This window comes from Flavitalea sp., assembly GCF_035489435.1.
Classification (GTDB): domain Bacteria; phylum Bacteroidota; class Bacteroidia; order Chitinophagales; family Chitinophagaceae; genus DATHKG01.
Genome location: NZ_DATHKG010000151.1, coordinates 1 through 25,556 on the forward strand (window position 1 = coordinate 1; position 25,556 = coordinate 25,556).

The window sequence follows — 25,556 nt, forward strand, 5'->3', positions numbered from 1 at the left end:
CACAAGCTTCTATGTTAACAACATAGATAAAACAGCACAATCCATGCAGCAGGGTACGAAATGGATTTTTGACAACACGCTTAACTACCAGTTTTCTCTGAACAAGCAACATAACTTTGATGTGTTGATAGGGACCTCGGCAGAAAAATCAGGCATTGGCGAGTCACTCAGTGCTGATAATGGCAACTCTCTCTTCTCAGGGTTTGATTACGCTTATCTTGTAAACAATAAAACGATAGATCCTTCCTATACCCACGTAAGCGGCGCGCCCCTTGAAGCGAACCGCATCCTGTCTGGCTTTGGACGAGTTACTTATGATTATAAGCAGACTTATTTACTGACCGGTGTTTTCAGGGCAGATGGTTCTTCTAATTTTGCACCTGGAAAACGTGTCGGATATTTTCCCTCTATTTCTGCAGGCTGGGTAATGTCGAATGAAAACTTTATGAGCGGGCAAGGATGGTTAAATTTCTTAAAGCTTCGTGCAAGTTGGGGCACAAACGGCAATCAGTCAATAACGCCTTTCCAATACCTGTCTACCGTTTCATTTACCAATGCACCGTTCTTCAGGTACAGCGACAGAACAAGGTTTGATAATGGCGGATATCCAAATATTCTACCCAATCCGGATGTAACCTGGGAAACTTCGGTACAAACCGATATAGGAATTGATGCCCGGTTTTTTAACAACAGGCTCGGTCTTACATTAGACTGGTACGATAAACTCACCAAAGATTGGTTGGTTCAGGCACCTGTATTAGCGACCGATGGCACTGGCGCACCCTTCATTAATGGTGGAGACGTACAAAACAGGGGATATGAAATCGCCTTAACATGGAACGACAACGTCGGAAAATTTAATTATGGCTTGTCAGCGAATTTTGCTCAACAAAAAAACAAAGTCACCAGTATCGCTAACCGCGAGGGTATAATACATGGTGCGAATGGCACCCTGGATTCTGATCAAAAGGAAGCTTATCGGGCAGAGGTGGGACAGCCCATTGGATATTTCTGGGGGCTCCGGTCCAACGGCATCTTTCAGAATACCCAGGAAGTGATCGATTATAAAAACAAGTCTGGCACAGTTATTCAGCCTGGCGCCAAACCGGGGGACATACGTTATGTGGATCAGAATGAGGATGGTGTGATAGATCAGCGCGATAACATAAAACTCGGTGATCCCAATCCTGATTTTATTTTCGGATTTGCATTAAACTTCGCATATAAAGGTTTCGACCTGAGTGCTATCGCCAATGGTGTTGCAGGCAACCAGGTGATCTGGAATTACTTTAACAATGGTAACCATGGAACTTTTAATTGGACTACCGCGGCATTAGGCAGGTGGCATGGCGAAGGTACTTCCAATACGATGCCCAAAATAAATATCGGCAGTACCCAAGACATCAACTTGTCTGATCGGTTTGTAGCCGATGCCAGCTTTTTGCGGATGAGCAACCTCACATTAGGTTATGATCTGAAAACCATGTTTAAGAGCTTACCATTGCAACAGCTTCGTATATACGCTTCTGCTCAAAACTTGTTTACAATAACATCTTACGGGGGTTTTAATCCTGAAGTGGGAAGTGGCGGCGTTACCGGTAACTGGGCAGGCGGGGTTGATTCATCACCATACCCGGTGGCCCGTACCATTCTTTTTGGAGCTTCCATTAAATTTTAAAAACGTATCAACATGAAAAAAATATTTATCATTATAGCAATCGCTTCATGCAGCTTTGGCATGAGTTGCAAAAAGTTCCTTGATACTCAGGACTTAACTGAAAAAACAAATGCATCTTTTCCACTCACGGCAAAAGACTATGACCAGGCAATCGCAGCAGTGTATTCTGCACAAAGGGACTGCTATTTCGACCAGATAAATAGTTTTATTGGCATCTCGTCTTATATGGACGATGATTATGTTGCAAACGGCAGGTCCTTATTTGATGATCCTATGATAAGGGCTTTTGAAAGATACCAGGTAAAAAATCTGGATCAGTACATTATTCCCTGGCAAAATTATTACAAAGGAATATTCAGAGCCAACTTTGTACTTGAAAGCATTGAGAAGAATGGGGCGGCCTTATCTGAAGCTCAAAAGGCAAGTTACAAGGGACAGGCTTACTATTTAAGGGCAGCGTTGTATTTTGATATTTGTCGGTTGTTTGGCGGTGTGCCGTTAAAAATGTCGACAGAATCCAGCAACCAACCGAGAGCATCTGCCGATTCATGCTTTGCCTTAATAGCAAATGATCTCAAAAATGCGATTGAATTATTGCCAGCGGTGAAATTTCAACAAGTCAATAAGTCCACTGAACTATTTAATGCCGGTAAATATGCGGCAGAAGCGATGATGGGCAGAGTTTATCTTTTTTATACCGGCACTTACGGAAAAAGCGAATTGCCTTTATTCGAGGGAAATTCAATTTCTAAAGCAAAAGCACTTGAGTACCAGGAAGATGTTATTGCCAACAGTGGGTATGGCCTGGTGGATGATTTCCGAAACCTCTGGTTGTATGCTTATGCCAAAGCTGATTATAAGTTTGCGCTTGATAATAACCTGAACTGGGTTGGCGAAAAAGGTAATAATAACGAAGCCCTATATACGATTTCATTTTCAGCTCTTGGAACCAATAATCAGTGGGATCGTTTTCAACACAGTGTAAGTATGTCGGTACCCGGTATTTATCCTTTCGGTGCCGGAAGTGGTATGAGTGCGGTCAATCCAAAAGTGTATGCCGAGTGGGATAATGCCGACCTTAGAAAGGCAGGTTCGATCTGGAATGTAATGGATTTTGCAACTGAAGGTATTGCCTTTAGCAGCACACCAGCGGCCAATTCCGGCAAATTTTATTTCAACTCCCAGTCTAATGTGGAAGAAACCGGTTTCATACAAAAGAAGTACGCCCAGATTTACGTAAAGGTGAATGGCGTAAGAACCGCTGCTAACACCGTCATTAACGGGGTCGCCACAAAAAATGGTACAGGTGATGCATTTGTAGGTCAGTACATCATGCGTTTTTCAGATGTGTTGCTGATGGCGGCGGAACTGGGCAGTGTCAATGCACAGGTTTATTTTGATAGAGTGAGGTCGCGTGCCTATCTTAAAAATTCAGGAAATACTCCGCTTATGGCAACGCCTTATTTTAAACCAGTAACACTTGAAAATATCCAGGACGAACGAAGGCACGAATTTGCGTTTGAGGGTATCCGTTGGTATGATTTACTGAGGTGGAAAATCGTAGACCATCAAATTGCAAAATATAAAACTGTAATACCGGTTTATAAATTCGGAGTTTTAGAAAATATTACGATCAATTACAGGCCAGAGACCAAGGGCTTACTGCCGATTCCGCAATCAGAAATAAACTTAAGCAACGGCGTGCTGAAACAGAACGATGGATGGGGCGCAACTGAAGGAATATATTCGGGTTTATGAGTATTGCCAACGAAACGATATAGTTAAATACACAAATAAAAAAATATGAAAATGGCTAAACGATTCATTCTTGTCATACAGGCAGCATTTTTAATAATAAGTTGCCCGGCAATATCTTTTGCGCAAAATTCCACAAGTCCGAAGTTAGGTGCTAATATCAAACTTGCATTAAACGCTTTTTCCTTTAACGACCTGTTAACCGGCAACCGCCAGCCTGGTAACAAACCAGCTTTAACATTAATGGAATTGGTTGACTGGTGTGCGGCTCAAAACATTCCGGCCATCGACGTAACCGGGTACTATTTTCCCGGCTACCCCGAGGTACCAACAGATGAATATATTTATGACCTCAAACGCAAAGCTTTTAAGCTTGGCGTGGACATCAGTGGTACAGGCATCAGAAATAATTTCGCGTCTCCTGATCCCGCAGCCAGGGCTGCGGATGTGGAAAGAGCAAAAAAGTGGATCATTGTCGCTGAAAAGCTTGGTGCTCCGGTACTGAGGTTATTTGCAGGTGAAATACCGAAAGGATATGAAGATAAATGGGAAGAAGTGGCTGGCTGGATGATCGCCTGTTATAAAGAATGCGCTGCTTTTGGAGCCCAACATGGCGTTATTATCGGCATTCAAAACCATGGCGATATGCTGAAGACTGCAGAGCAATGCCTATATGTGGTTAAGGCTGTTAACTCACCATGGGCCGGTATTATTCTCGACACGGGAAATTTTAAAGTAACAGATCCGTATAAAGACATTGCAGCAGTTATACCTTATACTGTGAACTGGCAGGTTAAAGAAAGCGTATTCGGACTCGGCAGTCCTGTTAAGACCGACCTTCCACGGCTGATGAAAATTTTAAAAACCAGTGGCTACCGCGGTTATATCCCTGTCGAGACTCTTTTTGTTAAGGATAAACCGTACGATCCATATGCACTTGTAACGGCTTTATTAAAGGAAATTACTATTGCTAAGAATGCCGAATTTAAGTAAGCGTACAATCAACCCGGTGCAGAAAAATATACACCTGAAAATGGATCTATTATGAAGTTCTTTTTTGTTTTAATGCTCATCTGCTGTTGTTCAACCGTTTTCTCACAAAACCCTGTCGGTGTTTTTGATAATCATGCTGATATTGGTCATCCAAAAAAAACAGGTTCTGCACAATATGATCAGGCGACACAAACATACGATATCAAAGGTGGTGGCTCCAATATCTGGTTCAACCGCGACGAGTTTCATTTTCTTTATAAGAAAATAAAAGGAGATTTTATTCTTACTGCAGACTTTGAATTCACAGGCGATACGTCAAACTCTGTAGGGCATCGAAAAATTGGATGGATGGTGCGTGAGTCAACCGACGAAGGCGCAGCCAGCATGAATGCCGTGATACATATCGATGGACATTTTGCATTGCAATGGCGAACATACCGTGGCATGTTTATGCGCGATCCGGAAGATGAGTTTTATTACACCAAAAAAGGCGGACAAACCATACAGCTGGAACGCATCGGAAATACCATGTCCATGTACGTTGCACACTGGGGCGAACCATTACAGTTTGTTGGCAGCCATGAAATGAAAGAAATGAGAGATAGTGTGCTGGCAGGTTTATTCATCTGCTCGCATGATTCAAATAAGGTGGTGGATGCAAAGGTCTGGAACGTACGTATCGACAAACCAGTTCCCAGTGCTTATCATCCAATGCCAACTGTACAGCGATATCTGAAACCAATGATCGGCGAACTCGGGTCAAGGTTAGAAACGATGAATGTGTTTGACGGTAAAAGAACAGTTATCCGCGAATCGAAAGGCAGATTTGAAGCACCGAACTGGATGCCCGATGGTAAAAAATTGCTGTACAACGAGGGTGGTTCGTTATTTACCATCCCGGTAGATGGCGGCACCCCCGAAAAGGTGAGTACCGGCTCCATCGATAAGAACAATAACGATCACGGGATTTCTTTTGATGGCAAGATGCTTGCTATCAGCAGTGCCAGCGAAGGCGTTGGTTCCAGGGTGTATGTGCTGCCGTTGCAGGGAGGTACCCCCAAACAGGTAACGTCACAAGCGCCATCATACTGGCATGGATGGGCGCCAGGCGGAAAAGAAGTTGCGGTTGTTGGTCAGCGTAATGGCAGCAAAATCTACAATCTGTATAAAGTAAACGTAAATACGGGAACGGAAACCGCCTTAACCAACAATACCAAAGGACATGTAGACGGATGTGAATATTCTCCTGATGGCAAATTCATTTATTATAATGCCAGTGAAACCGGTACCATGCAAATCTGGCGGATGAAGCCCGACGGCTCAGCTAAAGAGCAACTTACTTATGATGAATACCATAACTGGTTTCCGCATATATCGCCTGATGGCAAATGGATCGCATTCATTTCCTTTCCGACAGATATAGAACCCGTTTCGCATCCGTCGTATAAAAAGGTGATGCTTCGGTTAATGCCGACAGCAGGCGGAGCACCGAGGGTCATTGCATTTCTTTATGGAGGGCAAGGAACAATTAATGTAAATTCATGGTCTCCCGACAGCAGGTCAATTGCTTTTGTAAGCAATTCCGAAAAGGCTGAATAGCTTACTCACCGGGCTACTCACGTCATTTAAACAGGTTTGATTATGGACAAGAAAGTTATCAGGGCAGGCATTGTAGGATCAGGATTTGCCGCGCGTTTTCACTACGGTGCCTTGCAACATGTTTTCAGCGCGAAAGTTGAATTAATGGGTGTGTATTCGGTTACCAGATCAAAGTTGCTGGAATTTTCAGAAGCAAGAAACCTCACCGCATACGACAATCTTGATGCCTTAATAGCAGATTCAGATGTAATACATGTTTGTACTCCAACCATTACACATGAGCCAATAGTTATAGCTGCCCTCAGGCAAAATAAACATGTTATAATTGAAAAGCCGCTTACTGGATATTTTGGCGATGGCAGCGATCAATTTAACGGCGACACTTTTTCGCGTGAAGAAGGATTAAGACATGCGCTCGAAAGCATACAAAGAATGCTTGCTGCTGAAAAGGCGGGCGGAGGTAAAATAATGTATGCAGAGAACTGGGTATATGCGCCAGCCATTCAGAAAGAACGGGAGTTGCTGGAGAAATCAAAGGCGCAGATTCTATGGATGCACGGCGAACAATCGCACTCTGGCTCTCATTCGCTGGCTTATGGACAATGGAAGTTATCAGGCGGAGGTTCAATGATAGGAAAAGGATGCCATCCGTTGTCGGTCGCGCTTTATTTTAAACAGGTTGAAGGGCGGGCCCGCGATGGTAAGCCCATCAGGCCAAAAACAATAACTGCACGCACGCATGTTATAACAAGAATGCCAGGATATAACAATCAAGGGTACCTGCAAACAACTTACAAAGATATTGAAGACTTTGCCCTGATGCATATTGAATTCGAAGATGGGACCATAGCAAGTTTGTTCGCAAGTGAACTGGTGCTTGGAGGAGTTAATAACTGGATTGAAGTGAATACAAATAATCACAGAACAAAATGCCAGATGAGTCAGAACGATGCGATGAAAACATATACACCTGATGAAAAACATTTCAAAGAAGTATACGTAGTGGAAAAAACAGAAACCAAACAGGGATGGTCATTCATTTCTCCGGATGAAGGGTGGTTCCATGGTTATCAGCACGAAATGAATGCATTTTATAGATCTGCGGCAGACGACGAACCCATAGAAAGTAACAGCAGCCTTGCTGCAGACACAATAGCCACTATTTATGCAGGCTATGTTTCAAGTGAAAGAAAAGGAGTTGAAGTACCAGTTACACTTTTATAAAAAAAAAGCCTCTTGTAAGCAGTTATGATAGCTACCGCAAATAAACCAGTTTTAGATTTGCAAACGACAATTGGCAATTACAGGTGGACAATTTGTTCGCTCGTGTTTTTTGCTACAACCATCAACTATCTTGACAGGCAGGTAATCAGCCTGCTTAAACCAACACTCGAAAAAGAATTTTCCTGGAAAGAGTCAGACTATTCCAACATCGTTGTCGCCTTCCAGTTTGCTTATGCCCTGGGCATGATTGGCGCAGGGCGACTCATAGATAAGGTCGGAACAAAGATTGGTTATGCTGTTACCCTGATCTTATGGAGCATTGCCAGTATTCTACATGCATTTGCTACCGGGGCTGTCAGCTTTATGATATATCGTGCATTCCTGGGTGTTACTGAGGCTGGTAATTTTCCGGCTGCCTTCAAAACGGTGGCAGAATGGTTCCCAAGAAAGGAAAGAGCCCTGGCCGGCGGTATTTTTAATTCAGGAACCAATGTCGGAGCTATCATCGCGCCCATTGTTGTGCCATACATTGCCATTCACTATAGTTGGAAAATTGCGTTTATTGCCATAGGTGCGATCGGTTTTATTTGGTTAGCTTTTTGGTTCCTGTTGTATGAAATTCCTGCAAAGCATAAGAAACTTTCAAAGGCTGAATTTAATTATATTAATAGCGACATAACTCCCGGCGATTCAGTTATTGGCGAAGAACAACCAAAAATTTCGTGGACTGCCTTGTTAAGGTTTAAACAAACATGGGCATTTGTTGCAGGCAAATTTTTAACGGACGGAGTATGGTGGTTTTTCTTATTTTGGTTGCCCGCTTTTCTTGCATCAGAATATAAGTTAGTTGGTATGCAGGTGAGTTTGCCCATCGCATTCGTTTATACCCTGGCAGGGGTAGCCAGCATATTTGGTGGATGGCTGCCCGCCTGGTTTGTTGAAAACAAGCGCTGGGATATTGTAAAGGCAAGAAAAACTTCTATGCTCATCTATGCCTTTTTCCCATTGCTGGTGATGGTGTCACAGGCTGCGGGAAGTTTTGGAATGTGGTATGCTGTTATTATCATCGGTATCGCTGCTTCTGCACACCAGGCATGGTCCGCCAACCTGTTTACTACCGTCTCAGATATGTTTCCTAAAAGTTCGGTTGCGTCGGTTGTCGGTATCGGCGGCATGGCAGGCGCTTTAGGTGGGATGGGCGTTGCTAAAATTGCCGGCCTGTTGTTTGATCATTATAAAAATCTTGGTCATATTCAAACCGGGTATTACTTGTTGTTCCTGTACTGCGGATTAGCATACCTCGTTGCATGGTTTATAATGTTCAGGATATTGGTGCCTGATATGAAACCTGTTATTGCAGGCAATCACGAAACAAAAAAAAGTAAAAGTATTTGATCATGGGTAATCAAAACGATTCTACAGGCAAAAGCTCACTACTGAAAGGGAATATATCAGCTGATTTCGACGCCATTGTAATAGGTTCGGGTATCAGCGGTGGCTGGGCAGTCAAAGAATTGACTGAAAAAGGTCTTAAAACTTTACTGGTAGAACGCGGAAGAAATGTAGTGCACCTGAAAGATTATCCCACTACTAACTATAACCCCTGGGATCTTCCACACAGGGGCGCTGTTCCTCTGGTATTACAGGAAGAATATAACACCGTTCGCAACCATTATTCATTTAAGGAAGATACTATACAATTTTTTTTAAAGGATGCGCAACAGGAGTATGTTGCTGATAAACCGTTCGACTGGATCAGGGGCAACCAGGTAGGCGGCCGGTCTTTATTGTGGGCAAGGTTTACGCAACGATGGAGTGATTTCGATTTTGAAGGACCGTTGCGGGATGGATTTGCGGTTGACTGGCCGATAAGGTACAAGGACATAGCACCATGGTACAGCTATGTAGAAAAGTTCGCAGGCATCAGTGGCAACCGGGATGGGCTCGATACGCTGCCTGATGGAGAATTTTTGCCGGCTTTTGAGATGACCTGTATTGAAAAACACTTTAAGGAAAAAATGGATCAACGTTATAAAGACAGGCATGTGATCGTGGGCCGCTCTGCTAACCTGACTCAACCCCAGCCAATCCATTTTGAACAGGGCCGGGGGAAATGTCAGAATCGTGACCTGTGTAGCCGGGGTTGTCCCTTTGGTGGATATTTCAGCAGCAACTCTTCCACTATTCCCTGGGCACAAAAAACAGGTAATCTCACCTTACTCACAGACAGTGTTGTGCAGTCCGTTTTGTTCGATGAACGCTTAAATAAAGCAACAGGTATAAGGGTAATCGATACCAAAACAAAACAGCAAACTGAATATACCGCAAAGATAATTTTTGTAAACGCCGGCGCTATCAATACCAACCTTCTACTTCTAAATTCTACTTCAGGTCGTTTCCCTAACGGGCTGGGAAATGATAATGGAATATTGGGCACACATATAGGATTTCATAATTACCGCGGCCGCGTGGAAGGAACTTATGATGGATTGAAAGAATTTACAACCGATGGCAGACGCCCGGGATCGGGATACATGCCACGTTTCAGAAATGTTTATAAACAGGAAACAGATTTTTTACGGGGTTATTCAGTTTCGATTCATTCCAACAGGTCGCAAAAAACCAACCAGGAAGGAATCGGTAAGGCACTTAAAACGCAATTGGAAACTCCTGCGACATTAGGTAACTGGTCAATAGCTGTTCAAATGATGGGAGAAACAATACCCAAAAAAGAGAACCAGGTAAAGCTGGATGATACCAAAAAAGATGTAAATGGCTTGCCTGTACTACATATATCTGTTGACTACGACGACAATGATATAAAAATGCTGGAAGACTTTCATGAGCAGTTTTCTGTGATGTTTAAAGAGGCCGGCTTTGACAATATCAAAACAACCGACAACCACCGCAGACCCGGTAATGAAAATCATGAAATGGGAGGCGTCAGAATGGGTCATGACGCCGCCACTTCTCTACTGAATAAATGGAACCAATTACACCATTGTAAAAATGTTTTTGTTACGGATGGTGGTTGCATGACGTCAACGTCAACACAAAACCCATCACTCACCTATATGGCTCTCACTGCCAGGGCGGTTGATTATGCTGTTACCCATTTAAAGAACGGTGAGATAAAATGATCAAATACCTGCTATGAATACAACACGCCGGAATGCGATAAAGCAATGTTTCATAATTACCGTTGGTACGGCCTTGGTGCCTGCTTGTATGCAGGACAAAACAAAGCCGTCCATCGTTTTAAAGAATGTAAACCTGCAAGGTAAAGAAGAGGAACTGTTGGCGGAGATCAGTGAAACCATTATACCTCCCACTGCAACGCCTGGTGCAATAAACGCGCTGGTTCCAATTTTTATACTGCGAGTGGTGGATGACTTATATACCCCAGAGGAACAACAACAGTTTGTGAAAGGAATGAAAGCATTTGACAAATTTGCCAGAGATAAACTGGAAATATCTTTTATTGCTGCCGGCCTCCCACAAAGAGAAGAATTGTTAACTGGTATCCTGGATAGTAATGGTAAAGATATACCGGAAAACATTAAGTCTTTTTTAAAAACAATGAAGAAGCTCACGGTGCAGGGTTATATGAGTTCCAAACACTATCTCACAAAAGTAAGAGTATATGAATTGGTCCCGGGCAGGTTTCACGGTTGCATTCCTGTGGCTACGTCAATAAGAAAATAACCTAGCCCTCTCTTCCTTTTCATATTTCCTCTGAATTCCTTCCCGTAAATTACCATTCAAAATGATATTACTTTTCCTCGAAATAGTTTGAAGCGATGCAAAGGGAATAATACTGACAATGAACGAACCCTTGAGTTCGTATTTGTTGGCAGTGCCCGTAAAATCTACATCTTCCTCACATGAAGTAAAAAAATAAGAATCAACCTTTATCACTTACTGTATTGGAAAGCAATGTTTGCCTGACATTGATCTATCACAGGATCTGTTATGCAGTTTTGTTTATTTCTGTTTATAAGTGGAGTCCATTGTTTCCTTTATTACCGCAATTGTAGCTCATTCAGTTCCTTTATTTCTTGCGAGTTTAGTGGTAAGCCCACAAGACAATGTATCTGCCCCGGAAAACATTTACTCCAGACTTTTTACGCAGGAAGGCATTCCTGCGATGATACCTGCGGAGATGTGCTATTTAGGTTGGCAGATTCGCTGGATAAGTTAATTAAGCTCGCGGAGCCTGAAATACCAGATGCCTGATATATAAATGTATACCGGCATAATCTAAAAAGCCATAAGGAAATAGCTCTTGATGGCTTTTGTCATTAAATGAGGTTATTCATGATCATCAGCCTTTATTTTCTTTCTTCCTGAACTCAATGATTCGTTTTATCAGATCTGTTGGTAAAGGTATGTTGTTAGGAATTTGAATAGCCGATTTGCTCACCTTATACCCATTCAGGTCTTTTTCAAAAGTCTTAAGAAAAGTCTCGCTATAAGGATGCGAAAGTGATATATGTTTTGCATAAGCTGAATAGTAGATCAGGTAGCCATGATATTTGAAACAGGGAATCTGGTAGCTGATGGTTTCCTCTACATCAGGTACTACCTTGTGTATAATATTGCGAATAGCCTGCATCCTTTCCTGGGCTTCTATTGGCTGTGCATCATGATATTCCTGAATTGTTTTGTAATCTGTTTTTGCCATGTTATTATTGTTTTGGTAAGTTTTGAATTGAAGTGGAGCCTGAAATGCCCGATGCGTGATTTTTCAAAAGATGCCGGCTTAATGCTAAGAAGCCATCAAGAGCTATTTCCTGATGGCTTTTTCCTGCCCGCGTTCTAAAATGCAGGTGGTGCCGCATTGAGATCGGAATCCAGGAAATCAGTGATCATGGGTATCAGCCAATCGGTTCGCTGCATCATACCGATATGAGTCGTACCCGGTATAATGGCCAGCCGGGATTGAGGCAGGCCATGTAAATCGCCCATTTTTCCGCCTCCTTTCGCACGAAATAACTCCAGTGCGTGCTCGTATCGTAAACCGTCAGCATCGCCAATTGCCATGAATATCGGGGCTTTAATGTTTTTTACATCCTTCGACCAATCATATGGCTTCAGGTCTATACTGATAACTTTTTTCACAAATTCAGGGAAATGGGCCGGATCGTTTCCCAGACTATCGTATTGTTTTTGTACAGGTGTGCCCTTAAACATATCTGGTGTGAAAGTGGCAAAACTGGCTTCTACATCGGGCCACCACCCATCGTGAGCATAGGCACCTGATAACACCACGAGCCTGCGTACCTGCTCAGGATGGCGCACAGCTACCTGGAATGCTACACCACCTCCCATGCTATATCCCAATATATCAGCACTATCTATTTTGAGATGCTTAAGCAGACCCGATACATCATCAGCCATCCCTTCATAACTAATTTCGCGGGATATATCCCTGGTGCGGCCGTGCCCTTGCATTTCAGCAACTATTATTTTCCGGTCTTTGGCCAGGAGAGGGATGATATGCGACCAATTTAAAGGTATATTCATATAAGAGCCATGCAGCAGTACGAGGGGTTTGCCATTGCCGTAGACCTCATAGTACATTTTAAGACCGTTTACGTTTGCATAGCCGCTGTCTGTAGCTTTTGTCTTCTGGCTGAAAATGCTGTCCCCGGAAGCAGCTGAAGCTGCCTGGTTTTCTTTCGGTTGAGGTTGGCAGGATGTCATTGACGCTCCAACGATTATCGCTCCAACGATTACCACTATAACGATGACAACCCGGAAAAAGGTCATAATACGCGTGTTCATGTCCTATCGATTTGTTTTAATACAAAGCTCGGCAACAATGCTTTGTCACTCACAGGGCGTATGCGACAATTAACGGGCTACGGGCGACATACTTTGATCAGCCCTGTGGCATTCTCTACCCGGCGGTAGGTATAAATTTAAAGTTTGCACATAGAATTTTCAAACTTACCTAAACTCCCAACCGGCCTGTCATCCATCAAAATCCACCTGGATTTTACAATCCAATTCACCCGGGTGCAAAAATAAATTTCATATGTAGGTACATTTTTGTAGGGAACTTTCTCAATTTTACTGTCCTATTACCACAACGCTTGTATAACTGTATATGAAAAGAGCCTTGCCCGGAAAGATGGATGCAGCCGTAATCGGCCAACTACAATGGCAGATCGGGAAAAACAGCCAGAAGGCCTTAAAGGAACTCTACGGCCTGTTTTTTACCCGACTCTTTAATTTTGCCCTTTTATATGTTCATACAAAGGAGGTCGCGGAAGAACTGGTGAACGATATAATGGTCAAGATCTGGAGTAACCGAAAAACCATCAGTGATATCCGCAATCTCGAAACTTATCTGTTCGTGGCAGTACGAAATCACGCTTTCAACTATCTCTCCTCTTACTCCAGTTATCATATAGCTATAGAATCAGAAGGATCCCAGGCAAGGGTTATAAATATGACTGACCCTTCAAAAGATTTGGAATGGAAGGAGATTTCTTTTCAACTCGAAAAAGCTGTTGACACACTTCCCGATCAGTGCCGCACTGTTTTCAAACTGATCAGGGAAGAAGGTTTCAGGTATAAACAGGTTGCAGAAATTCTGAACATTTCTCCGCGCACAGTGGAAACTCAATTGTTCCGCGCTATCAAAAAACTCGACAAAATAATTCAAACATACCAGGCAAAATGCACCACTAAAACGGGCAAAACAAAACTTTAAATTGTCGAATCGCCAATTGAACATTTTGTAAGATCGCATACCGAACATTGCGAAAATTAATTCAAGAGCAATGTTAGCTATCAGAGTCGTTCGCCTGCCTTCATAATTGCATAACATTCGCTTAACCAAGTACGTTAAGTCGCAATCAAATTTATTTCACCGGCTTCATCAACTTGATTGAACTGAATTTCAAGTATTCAAACATCGCCTCTGTATATCAACCATCTTAATTTTTCGATAAGCTATACCAGCTATCCGATAAGTTCTACCTACTATCCGATAAGCTCTGCCTACTATCAATAAATCAATTTACCAATTACAACAACAAATAGCAACACACTCACCACTCACCACTAACTCATCACTCATCACTCATAACTCATCACTCATCACTAATAATTATCTAAACAGTGTAAGTAATAAACCTCGTTCTCCTGTCTTAATAAAAGTCAACGTTAATTTTTCAAATGAGCAATAACCGTTTCTTAGAATTGATAAGTCGAAAGCTCAGCGGCGAAGCAACAACCGAAGAACTCGGGGAGATCGAAGAAATTTTATCAGCCGACGCTGAAGCTTCTGCAAGATTTAAATTACTTCATCAATATTGGAACCAACGCACCAACGCCAACCAACTTTCTGTTGAAGAAGCTTTTGAAAAACTGAAAGCCAAACTGGATGCACCGATAAACGAAACACCTGAAAAATCAAACAGACCTGATAAGAATTTATTGTTTGGTGTGGCCGCTGCGGCTTCTGTTATCCTGATAACGGGCTCGTTGCTGTTCATAAAAAAAAATACCGGCAAAGATGAATCAACAGTTCAACAATCAGCACTCATCGAAAAAAAGAATATAAAAGGAGTTAAAAGCACTATGGCGTTACCTGATGGAACAAAGATCTGGCTCAACGCTGATACTAAGATCCAGTATCCGAAAAAGTTCAGTGGCAGTACAAGGGAAGTATACCTGAGCGGAGAGGCTTTTTTTGAAGTGGCTAAAAATCCCGGGAAGCCATTCATTATTCATCTTGCTAACGGAACAGTGAAAGTGCTGGGTACTTCATTCAACATCAGGGCTTACGAGAATGAAAAATTTATAGAAACATCTGTTGCTACTGGCAAGGTTGCCTTCATTCCAAAACCTGCAATTGGCAGAAAGCAAGACACTGTTTTTTTAACCGGGGATAAAAAACTGCGTTACTTATTTACGAAAGAACAAGCGATTGTGGAATCTACCATCAGCAAGGAAGACATGGCATGGATAGGTGGAAAATTGGTATTCAGGGGGATGTCCTTTGATGAAATCGGTGTGGAACTGGAAAGAACTTTTGGAAAGAAAATAGTTTTCCTCTCTGAAAGTGCACGCCAGTTCCGTCTTACAGGGTCTTTCCAAAATAATTCTCTGGAGGAGATTCTCTTTTATCTGAGTAAATCGACGGAATTCAGCTATAAGATCAATAATGAGGAAGTGTTGATCAGTGACGGTTCAAAAGAACTTCCCCAGCGAGTACCCTAGCGAGGATATTAAGAGGCTATTTATAAGAAGCTATTTAATTAAATGCTTAAATCAATTTCTTTTATGAAAAGAATACCTGCTGCTTTGCTGTGCGGCATCGCCAGATGTACAGCAATTTTTTTCCTGCCGCTGCTAACTACCTGGTCAGCACAGGCCCAACTGGCATATTCTTCCCCTCCCAAAGTTTTTGTTGAGAATCATCAGATCGATATGAAAATAACGCTGCGGGTACGAAATGAAAAACTTGGTTCAGTACTTGAGAAGATCGAAAATCAAAGCAATTATGTGTTTGTATTTTCAAATGATGAAGTCAATGTGAACCGGAAAGTAACACTCGATGTAAAGCAGAAGATTTTACCAGATGTTTTGAAAGAATTACTTTCTCCTCTTGGCGCCACTTATGAAATTCTGGATGATAAGATCATTCTGAAGCAGGTAAAAACATCAAACACTTTACCCACAGGCAGTAATCAGCAAATAAATAATGCACCAGGCGTTGTTGCTGCTGTCAGGGCTGATACAGTAATTAACGGGAAAGTTGTCGGTACCGATGGTTCTCCGTTAAGCAATGCAAGTGTGAGTCTTAAAGGAACTTCGGTTGGAACTACCACCAATGAACAGGGCGAGTTCGTTTTAAGTATCCCTGAAGGAATGGGCAACGGCACCCTGGTGATCTCAACAGTTGGCTATGCAACGCTGGAAACGAAGCTTGATAGCAAAACTCAATATATCGTGAAGATGGTATCCCAATCAAAAGATCTGGGTGAAGTAGTAGTAGTGGGATATGGCACTCAAAGGAAAGCTAATCTTACAGGTGCGGTATCTTCAATCAAAGGCGAAGACATTATCACTACTAAGAACGAGAACGTACAAAACATGATCACCGGAAAAATTCCAGGCGTTCGCGTTACTCAAAGAACATCTGAACCTGGCTCCTTCAATAATAACTTCGACATTCGCGCCATGGGAACACCGCTCGTAGTGATCGATGGTATCCCCCGTACCGCTGATGATTTTCAACGTCTCGATCCAAATGACATTGAAAATATTTCTGTATTGAAAGACGCTTCTGCTGCAATTTATGGGGTACGTGCTGCGAATGGTGTTGTGTTGGTGACTACAAAAAGAGGCGCAGGTAACAAACTCGAATTGAATTATTCCGGTACTTATGGATGGCAGATCCCATCTGGCTTACCGGCAACCGTTAATGCGGAAGAATATATGACCCTCCGTAATGAGCAGGCCATGCACAATGTGAACGGCGGATCTCCTATATTTAATGATCAGCAATTTGAAGATTACAGATCAGGAAAAAAACAGAGTACAGATTGGTACCCTTTGGTATTCTCTGATCATGCTCCGCAAACAATGCACAATCTCAATGCATCAGGAGGCAATGACAAAACCAATTATTATATTGGCCTTGGTTACGAATACCAGGAGAGCTTCTTTAAATCAAACGATCTGAACTATGAGAAGTATAACGTTCGTTCAAATATCACTACGAAACTTGCGGATCGTCTCACCCTCGATCTTAACCTGAGTGGTGTTACTGATCAGCAGGATCGTCCATTCCAGGATTCATGGTGGATCGTTCGAAGCTTCTGGAGACAAGGTCCCCAGATTCCGGCTTATGCAAACAATGATCCCACCAAGCCTTACCATGGATTAATTGAAGGCGATAACCCTGTATCATTTATGGATGCAGATTTAACCGGTTGGAAGAAATACAATAAGAAATTCTTTCAATCATCTGCCAGCCTGAAATACGATATACCCGGAGTTACAGGATTGTCTATAAAAGGACTGTTCAGCTACGACTATTTTGTATCAAACGCAGATTTGTACCAGAGAGAGTATATCCAATACAGATATGACGAAGCTTCACAAAGCTATCCTAAGTTTACCCGTCAGTCCCCCAACAGAATTCGCAGGGAATCATACTTCAAACAACAAACGCTGGGGCAGGTTTCTCTGAATTATGATACAAGAATAAAAAAACATTCTATCAATGCCCTTGTGCTAGGGGAAGCGCAAAAAAGAAATGGCGATAACTTCTTCGCACAAAGAGACATGGTGCTGCAGCTACCTTATATTTTTGCAGGTATAGCTGAAGGACAACTGGCTACCATGAATTCGGATTCCAGTGCACTCTATGAATCCACCAACATGGCATTGGTTGGAAAACTGAACTATAACTTCAACAATAAGTATCTGGCTGAATTCCTGTTCCGTTACGATGGTTCATCAAGGTTTGCTCCCGGATCACAGTGGGGCTTCTTCCCGGCGGCATCTATAGGTTGGAGAGTTTCAGAAGAAAGTTTCTTCAGAAATATTGACGCGTTTTCATTCATCACCAATTTGAAATTCCGTGGCTCTTACGGCAAAACCGGTGATGACCAGGCCTCAAGCTATCAGTTTATTTCTGGTTATAACTACCCAACCAGTACAGACAGGCGAAATTTTACCGGCGGTTACCTTTTTGATGGCAGCTTTAATGCAAGCGCCGATCACAAAGGTTTTCCTAATCCGAACATCACCTGGTTTACCGCTAAAACATTTGATTTAGGCCTTGACATTGAACTATGGAATGGGCTTCTGGGGTTAAGTGCGGACTATTTCAGCCGCCACCGTGAAGGCCTTCTGACTCAGAGAGCCGGGGGTATTCCTACAGTAGTAGGGGCTGCTTTACCATTTGAGAATATCAACAGCGACCGCACCTATGGATTCGATATGGAGGTCACGCACAGAAACCGCCTGGGTAATCTCAGTTACAATGCCAAAGCAATATTTTCTTTGGCACGTGTTAAACGTTTGTATGTAGAGCGTGGGGCAATCGGTAGCTCATGGAGTAACTGGAAGAACAATCAGAACGATCGTTTACAGGGTGTTCACAATGGTCTTGAAGGTGCAGGACAGTTTACTTCATGGGAAGACATTTATAACAATCCATTCTATATCGGTAGGGGAACTCTTATCGGCGACTATAAATATGAAGACTGGAACGGTGACGGTGAGATCAATGGAAATGATGTCCATCCGATTCATTACAACCAATTCCCCTGGATGAACTTCAGCTTTATGTTTGATGCTGCTTACAAAGGTTTTGACATAAACTTTTTATTCCAGGGTTCGGCGATGGGTTCACTTATTTATGGTGAACAACTTCGCATACCGCTGTGGGGTAACGGGGAGTCGGGAGCGATGGAGCAGTTTATGGACAGATGGCATCCTGCAGATCCCAAAGCAGATCCGTATAGTCCTTCAACTCAATGGGTACCTGGCCGTTTTGCCAACACAGGCATAACACCGGACGAAAACTCTTCGTTCAATGTGGAGGACGGCGCATATCTGCGTTTGAAATCTATTGAGCTTGGTTACACAATTTCAACTGATATACTGAAGAAGATTAAAATGAAAAACTTCCGCGTTTTTGTGAACGCATATAACCTGGTAACCTTTACCAAGGTGAAGTTTGTGGACCCTGAGCATCCGCTTGACAACTTTGGATACCTGTATCCATTGAATAAAACTGTATCTGTGGGATTAAATATTAAACTCTGATTGTCATGAAATTCAAACATTCTATATTTATTATAATCTCCCTTAGCAGCATCTTTATATCCTGCAAAAAATATCTTGACGTACCCCCCATGAACGTGGTGCAGGACAAAGATCTTTTTTCAAGCGCAGCGGGTCTCACTGTGTACATGTCGCGGCTTTACAGCCAGATGCCATTTGAAGACTTCAAATATTCACCCGGGCGACAATTTTTTGATGACTGGTTAGTATCTCCCGGAGCTAACGAAGGTGCTTCCATCGGTCGTGATGCTGGTGAAGCGATGACATCGGAAGGATTTTTCCGTAATGGTGCTTATTGGGTCCGTGCCTACAACCTGCTTCGGGATGCAAATAGACTGATCGAAATTTTGCCTGAATACAAAGCCAATTTTACGGCAGATGAATATAAGCACTTCATCGGCGAAGGTTATTTTACGAGAGCAATGGTGTTCTACTCGCTTGCAAAGCGCTATGGTGGAATCCCATTGGTTAAGTCTGTACTTAACTATCCGGAAATGCCTGCTGCTCAACTTGAGGTGGCACGTTCAACAGAAGAGGAAACCTGGAACCAGGTGTTAGCAGATTATGACTCAGCCATCGTAATGCTTAACGCTACAAGCCCTAAAAGAGGTTATGCCAACAAATTTGTTGCTTATGGATTTAAATCTGAAGCAATGTTGTTTGCAGGTTCTGTAGCTAAATACAATAAGATTACAGGCTTTGGCGACAAATCAAAAGTTCGCGTTATTGGATTCGACCCTGGTACCGCCGCTGCAGCTTCTGCAAAATATTTCAAAGAAGCGTATACTGCTGCACGTGAGGTGATCAAGAGTAATAAATACTCACTGTATAAAAAGAAATGGTCCCCTGTTGATAAAGAAGGTCAATACCAGAACATGGTAGATATGTTTTCAGATCCCTCAAGTGTTGAGAATATTTATATAAAAGAATACAAATTCCCTGACCTGGCACATGGATATGATGCTTACAATATCCCACGTCAGCTGATGGGAGGGAATGGTTATTCAGCTGGTAACTGTCCAACGCTGGATTTTGTGGAGTTGTTTGATGGGTTCAATAAAAATCCTGATGGTACCATCAAAGTGCTTGATAATTCCGGCAAGTACCTGATGTTTGATAAGATCACTGACCTTTTTGCCAATGCTGAGCCCCGTCTTCGTGCATATGTTATCCTTCCCGGCGATGTATTCAAGGGAGAGGTGATTGAGATCCGGAGAGGAATTTATACAGGCGATGCTGCTGGCGGTATAACTCCCCTGAGAGTGGTTAATGGTGGCTTACCTAATTACACAGTTTCAGGTCCTGTTAACTATAACCAGGTGGATGCATATACAGCGAAAGGTGCATTTACCAGTGGAAAAAAATTATTCCTTTCGCAGAGTGGTACAACACACGAAGTTGTGCCGATTCCCGGCGGAGGTAATATGAATGCGAGTGGCAAGAGTGGTCCTTTCACGGCGGATAATACAGCTGCTATGACAGGATTTGTGGTTCGTAAATGGCTCAATCCAAATATGTCCCAGGCATTGGTATTGGAAGCACGCTCCGAACAGCATTTTGTGTTGTTGCGTTATGCCGAAATACTGCTGAACGCCGCAGAAGCTGCCAATGAATTATTGTCTGCCGGCCAGACCATCTCCGGCGAAAATCTGCAGCAGACTGCGTTCGAGTCGATCAGGGACATCCGTGAAAGAGCAGGTGCCAGTCCTTTAATTGGTGCAGGTGAAGTGGTTGGATCCAACGGTCTCACTATTATCCGCAAGGAACGCAGAAAGGAGCTTGCTTTCGAAAATAAGGTCCTTTGGGATATCAGGCGCTGGAGAACCCAACACTCAGATATGTTAAATGGATTCACCCAATCAGATGGTGCATTCTACAAAGGTCTGTATCCTTTCTATTCTACCACAACAGGTAAGTATTTCTTCGATGCCGGGTTGGAGGAAAGCAGAAAACGTTTCCGCATCATTGAACAGGAATATTACCTGGCAATACCAGCCGCTGAAGTTGCCAAGAGCCCTGTTATTGATCAGCAGCCAGGTCGTTAACTTCTAAAGAAAGAAACTACATTATCAAATTGAAAAAAGTAAGAAATGAAACGGAGCAAATCAAAAAATATACTGATGAAAAAGATATTCAACGGCATATTAATATTAATTGCTGTTACCGGGTTCTCTTCCTGTGAGAAGGATAATTACGAGCTGCCTGCAGAGACTCTCAAAGGAAGGGTAGTTGATGCTGCTACGGGGGAGCCGGTCTTAACAGATCAGGGTGCTGAAGGTACCCGTATAAGGCTGCGTGAGCTGAGTTGGAAAGAGACACCTGTTCCGGATAATTTTGATTTCTTCTGTATGAAGGAAGGTAATTTTCAAAATACCAAAGTTTTTGCAGGAAACTACAATGTAAGAGTGGACGGTGCATTTATTCCTATGGTAAGAAGAAAGGCTAACGGAGATACTATTGCAAATGAATCAATCAATACAGATATTAAAGGTATTACTGAGATTGAGTTTAAAGTTCAGCCTTTTCTGAAAGTTGAATGGGTTGGTGACCCGGTAATCGCTGGCGGCAAGATCATCGCCAGGGTAAGGGTTACAAGAGCTGTCAGTCCCGCCGAATTCAAATCGAAGATCGAACCTATGGGTGGTTACAGTGATAATATGCAGAATGTAACAGATTTGCGCTTATTTGTAAGCCAGGTACCTTTTGTTGGCTATCGCGAATGGGACAATAGGTACTCCACAGAAATAGGTTATACCGGAAATGCATTTGACGCATTGTTAGGGCAGACTATCACTATCACTTCAAATGGTAGCATTCCGGCTGGAAGCACCGTCTTTATCCGTGCAGCTGCGAGAATTAATTATGCAACAGAAAATATCCGTCGTCACAATTATAATGCAGCTATGAGAGTAGATTTGCCAAAATAATTGTTCGCAGTAATTGGTTTGAATAAATCCCAATTTGTAGCGGAATTATAAAATTGTATATTTTTTTGCAGAACAATTATCTCAAAATTCCAAGATGATAAGAAAAGCATTCGTTCCCTTTTTATTGTTAGTTTCTGCCGTTGCGATTGCGCAGAAAGCTGATACGGCCCGTACAAAGCTTAAAGAAAAAACCGCCTTTCAGACGAGTAGTCCCTGGCGTCCTGAAATTGATGTCCGGTCAGATATAGCAATTGTTTACGGCGCAAACGATCGCGCGAATATGACATTTGAAGAGCGGGTAAAATCATGGAGAGACCGGAATTATCAAACTCATTTCATGACGGGGATTTCCTGGGGTGATTACAAAGATTATTACCTGGGAAAATGGGATGGAAAAAACCACCTTGATGTAGCGCAGATGGAACAGAATGGCAAAGAGATCATGCACGGCAATCAAAACCCTTATGTTGTGCCGATACCCTCATATGTCGAATACATGAAAACGGCTGTTATCAAAAAAGTAATTGATGCAGGCATTACTCATATTCATTTGGAGGAACCTGAAATGTGGGCAAGGGGAGGCTATAGTGTACTCTTCAAAGAGGAATGGCAGAAATACTATGGTTTTCCATGGAGGGCACAACACGAATCGCCGGAGAATACCTATCTGAGTAACAAGTTGAAATACCAGATGTATTATAACACCATAAAAGATGTATCTATTTATGCAAAGGAATATGGCAAAAGCAAGGGCCTTGATGTGAAAGTTTATATTCCTACACACTCGCTTGTGAATTATTCAGCATGGAAAATTGTAAGTCCTGAAGCGAGCCTCGCTTCTTTGCCAAGTATTGATGGTTATATAGCACAGGTATGGACAGGCACTTCCCGCGAACCTACCTATTTTGATGGGCTGGAAAAAGAACGTGTTTTTGAAAATGCTTTTCTCGAATACGGTTCAATGGTTTCAATGACCACGCCCACAAAAAGAAAATTATTTTTCTTAACCGATCCGATCGAAGACTGGCCCAGGGATTGGGCCGATTATAAAAAGAACTACCAGGCCACGTTCACGGCAAAACTTCTTTATCCCATGGTTGCTGATTATGAAGTGATGCCATGGCCGGAGCGTATCTATACAAGGCCATATAAACTGGCGAACAGCGAAGAAAGAGTGTTGATCCCGAGATACTATTCCACCCAGATGCAGGTAATGGTAAACGTTTTGAACGAGATGCCTGTTACAAATGAGCGTGTCACAGGATCTGCGGGGATAGGAGTGCTAATGGCAAATTCCCTGATGTTTCAGCGCTTTCCTACACACAACGGTTTCGAGGATCCACAGTTCTCTAACTTCTATGGTCAAACGTTTCCACTGCTGAAATTAGGAGTACCTGTTGAAACGGTGCATATCGAAAATCTTTCTTATCCTGCAACCCTGAAAGACATCAAAGTGTTGGTGATGAGTTATTCGAATATGAAACCCTTGTCTTCTGATTCTCATCAGTATCTTGTTGACTGGGTAAAAAAAGGAGGTGTGCTGGTTTATTGCGGACGTGATGACGATCCTTATCAAACCGTGATGGAATGGTGGAATACAAAAGGAAATAATTATAAAGCTCCCTCAGCGCATTTGTTCGAGCTTCTCAAAATAAAACCGCCAGCTTCCGGGGATCAGCGGGTAGCAGTTGTAAAAGGTGCTGTATATATTATTCGTCAGCACCCAAAAGAATTTGTAATGGAATCCAAAGGAGGTGGACGTTTTGTTGAACTCATAAAACAAGCCTACGAAAAAGATGCAAAAGCAGGCAAACTCATCTTCAAAAATTCTTTTTTTCTAAAGAGAGGACCTTATGACATCGTTTCCGTAATGGATGAAAGTATTAGCAAGGAACCGTATACTGTGAATGAGCCGGTGATCGATCTTTTCGATCCGCAATTACCGGTGTTGACAAAGAAAACGATTGCCCCGGGAGAGCAGGCGCTACTCTATAACCTTGGAAGAGTCAGGAATAAAAAACAGCCACAGGTTTTGGCTGCTGCTTCAAGAGTGTATGAAGAGTCGGTAAAATCGAATGAATATTCGTTTCTTTCAAAAAGTCCGGTCAATACAACAAACAGTATGCGTATCCTTTTGCCGAAAGCTCCTACAGAAACGGTGCTGACAGATTCAAAAGGGGAGAAGCTGACTGATGTGAAAACATCATGGGATGCGGCATCAGGTACTTATTATCTGAGTTTTGAAAATAGTCCTGAAGGAACAAGGGTGTATTTGAAATGGTAGCGAATGCTGCGGTTGCGTTCGATCATTTAACAGGTAGAACAGGTGTTGAATGGATAAGAGCAATTTTCCATTTGCCTTGCTCTCTACGGAATACAACACTTTCATTCCAAACCTTGTTTGTTGTCTGGCCTTCTTCAATGATAACGGATTTTAAACCGTAAACGGCATAGGCCAGGTCCCCTGTTATGCTTACATGTTTGAAATTGAAATAATCTTTGCGATCAATTTTCCGGTGGTTATTCTTACTGTAATGCGCTCTTTCCATTTCCATGTTCCATATTTCACCGTTTTCTACCAGTAGGTAATCAATTGTGCAGTTAGCTACATGTGTTTCAATGTCCCAGTTACCCATTGTTGCATAATCATTTTCCAACAGTTGTATAATAGCAGTGGAATCCTTTGTTATCTGCGCCCGTTTCTGAACTTCCCTTTCATCCATAATTACCTGGTTCCCGATAAGCCATTTTCCATTTTCTTTTGAGATGACAAGAGTAATATGAATTTTTCGTGTATTCAGTAAGATACCTCTTATTCGTTGTGCTTCCAGTTCCTCGTATTGGTGCGCCACTGCTACATCGGGGCGAATAAAGGTAATTTCAGGTTTGTCTTCCCGGATCTTAACCGATTCTTTATAGCCGGGATCATCGTATAAGCCCTGAAGGAATGTTATAATGGAATCCGGACCCGTGATGCGCACGCCGAAAGCATTCAACCATTGTGCATTCGGTGCATAATTCAAACGGTGAATTTCAGCATTGCGTTCCTGCATAGCCCGGGACCTTCTGGCCATTACAGCCAGCACCCCCGCAGTATCGTAAACAGCTGGTGTTTTATCCTTACTTATTGCTTTTATATCCGGGTCTGTCTTTTTTTGTTGAGCAGATACTTCTGTCGTATTACACAGAAAGAAAAGCAGGGTGATTGTAATGACTGATAAGAATGTATTCATCATTTTTAATTATTTGTGAGTTTTTTGCAGGAAGAAATAGCCATCGACTGTGCTGTGCCGAAAAGCCATTTGTCCAACCGGCCACATCATCCGGAATAACCAGCCAAACAGCGACGGCTCCTTTTTTTACTAAATTGAAGTGGGAAATCCGGCTTTAAACAAAAATGAAGGAAAGTGGTTAGGGGGAACGGCAATATAATTTACAAATAAATATTAAGTAACGGGCAATGCTTAATTATTGAAGTGAAAAACCTGATTATGGTCATTTTTCTAAGGTATAGGCACCAAGAGCTAATTATGAGCATAAGTCAAAACCCGCCAAAATGAAAC

17 protein-coding genes are annotated in these 25,556 nt (G+C 42.5%); 14 read left to right on the plus strand and 3 right to left on the minus strand.

Annotation, left to right across the window (positions count from 1 at the left end; genetic code table 11):
• From VK664_RS23265 to VK664_RS23300, 8 genes are all read left to right on the plus strand, one after another.
• A partial coding sequence (locus VK664_RS23265; protein ID WP_461401109.1) for a SusC/RagA family TonB-linked outer membrane protein occupies positions 1-1,678 on the plus strand: 1,678 nt, incomplete at its 5' end.
• Between the two features lie 12 nt (positions 1,679-1,690).
• Positions 1,691-3,436: a RagB/SusD family nutrient uptake outer membrane protein gene (locus VK664_RS23270; protein WP_461401110.1), complete on the plus strand. Its 1,746-nt coding sequence runs from the start codon at positions 1,691-1,693 to the stop codon at positions 3,434-3,436.
• Positions 3,437-3,487: 51 nt separating this feature from the next.
• Positions 3,488-4,426, plus strand: a complete 939-nt coding sequence (locus VK664_RS23275) for a sugar phosphate isomerase/epimerase family protein (RefSeq protein WP_461401111.1) — start codon at positions 3,488-3,490, stop codon at positions 4,424-4,426.
• A gap of 51 nt (positions 4,427-4,477) precedes the next feature.
• Positions 4,478-6,025 carry a TolB family protein gene (locus VK664_RS23280; RefSeq protein ID WP_461401112.1) on the plus strand — a complete coding sequence of 516 codons (1,548 nt, stop codon included), beginning with the start codon at positions 4,478-4,480 and terminating at the stop codon, positions 6,023-6,025.
• A 42-nt stretch (positions 6,026-6,067) separates the two neighbouring features.
• On the plus strand, positions 6,068-7,249 hold the full coding sequence (locus tag VK664_RS23285) for a Gfo/Idh/MocA family protein (RefSeq protein WP_461401113.1): 1,182 nt from the start codon (positions 6,068-6,070) through the stop codon (positions 7,247-7,249).
• A gap of 57 nt (positions 7,250-7,306) precedes the next feature.
• Positions 7,307-8,644 (plus strand): MFS transporter, encoded by a 1,338-nt coding sequence (locus VK664_RS23290; RefSeq protein WP_461401114.1) that lies wholly within the window; start codon positions 7,307-7,309, stop codon positions 8,642-8,644.
• A gap of 2 nt (positions 8,645-8,646) precedes the next feature.
• Positions 8,647-10,389: a GMC oxidoreductase gene (locus VK664_RS23295; protein WP_461401115.1), complete on the plus strand. Its 1,743-nt coding sequence runs from the start codon at positions 8,647-8,649 to the stop codon at positions 10,387-10,389.
• A 13-nt stretch (positions 10,390-10,402) separates the two neighbouring features.
• A complete protein-coding gene (locus VK664_RS23300) occupies positions 10,403-10,954 on the plus strand; it encodes a gluconate 2-dehydrogenase subunit 3 family protein (protein ID WP_461401116.1) in 552 nt (183 codons plus the stop codon).
• 619 nt (positions 10,955-11,573) lie between these two features.
• Here VK664_RS23300 and VK664_RS23305 read toward each other — a convergent pair.
• Both VK664_RS23305 and VK664_RS23310 read right to left on the minus strand, forming a co-directional pair.
• Positions 11,574-11,933, minus strand: coding sequence for an iron chaperone (locus VK664_RS23305; protein ID WP_461401117.1), 360 nt, complete (start codon positions 11,931-11,933; stop codon positions 11,574-11,576).
• Between the two features lie 134 nt (positions 11,934-12,067).
• Positions 12,068-13,036, minus strand: coding sequence for an alpha/beta fold hydrolase (locus VK664_RS23310; RefSeq protein WP_461401118.1), 969 nt, complete (start codon positions 13,034-13,036; stop codon positions 12,068-12,070).
• A gap of 325 nt (positions 13,037-13,361) precedes the next feature.
• Between VK664_RS23310 and VK664_RS23315 the strand changes: the two genes are divergently transcribed.
• The 6 genes from VK664_RS23315 (at position 13,362) to VK664_RS23340 (ending at position 24,277) form a co-directional block, all read left to right on the plus strand.
• A complete protein-coding gene (locus tag VK664_RS23315) occupies positions 13,362-13,970 on the plus strand; it encodes an RNA polymerase sigma-70 factor (protein ID WP_461401119.1) in 609 nt (202 codons plus the stop codon).
• A 467-nt stretch (positions 13,971-14,437) separates the two neighbouring features.
• Positions 14,438-15,484 (plus strand): FecR family protein, encoded by a 1,047-nt coding sequence (locus VK664_RS23320; RefSeq protein ID WP_461401120.1) that lies wholly within the window; start codon positions 14,438-14,440, stop codon positions 15,482-15,484.
• Between the two features lie 63 nt (positions 15,485-15,547).
• Positions 15,548-19,048 carry a TonB-dependent receptor gene (locus VK664_RS23325; RefSeq protein ID WP_461401121.1) on the plus strand — a complete coding sequence of 1,167 codons (3,501 nt, stop codon included), beginning with the start codon at positions 15,548-15,550 and terminating at the stop codon, positions 19,046-19,048.
• 5 nt (positions 19,049-19,053) lie between these two features.
• Positions 19,054-21,111, plus strand: a complete 2,058-nt coding sequence (locus tag VK664_RS23330) for a RagB/SusD family nutrient uptake outer membrane protein (RefSeq protein WP_461401122.1) — start codon at positions 19,054-19,056, stop codon at positions 21,109-21,111.
• Positions 21,112-21,186: 75 nt separating this feature from the next.
• Entirely contained in the window at positions 21,187-21,993 is an 807-nt protein-coding gene (locus VK664_RS23335) for a DUF3823 domain-containing protein (RefSeq protein ID WP_461401123.1), read from the plus strand.
• A gap of 94 nt (positions 21,994-22,087) precedes the next feature.
• Entirely contained in the window at positions 22,088-24,277 is a 2,190-nt protein-coding gene (locus tag VK664_RS23340) for a hypothetical protein (RefSeq protein WP_461401124.1), read from the plus strand.
• Between the two features lie 22 nt (positions 24,278-24,299).
• Here the strand turns inward: VK664_RS23340 and VK664_RS23345 are convergent, their stop codons facing one another.
• Positions 24,300-25,229 (minus strand): DUF3828 domain-containing protein, encoded by a 930-nt coding sequence (locus VK664_RS23345; protein WP_461401125.1) that lies wholly within the window; start codon positions 25,227-25,229, stop codon positions 24,300-24,302.
• Positions 25,230-25,556 lie beyond the last annotated feature (327 nt).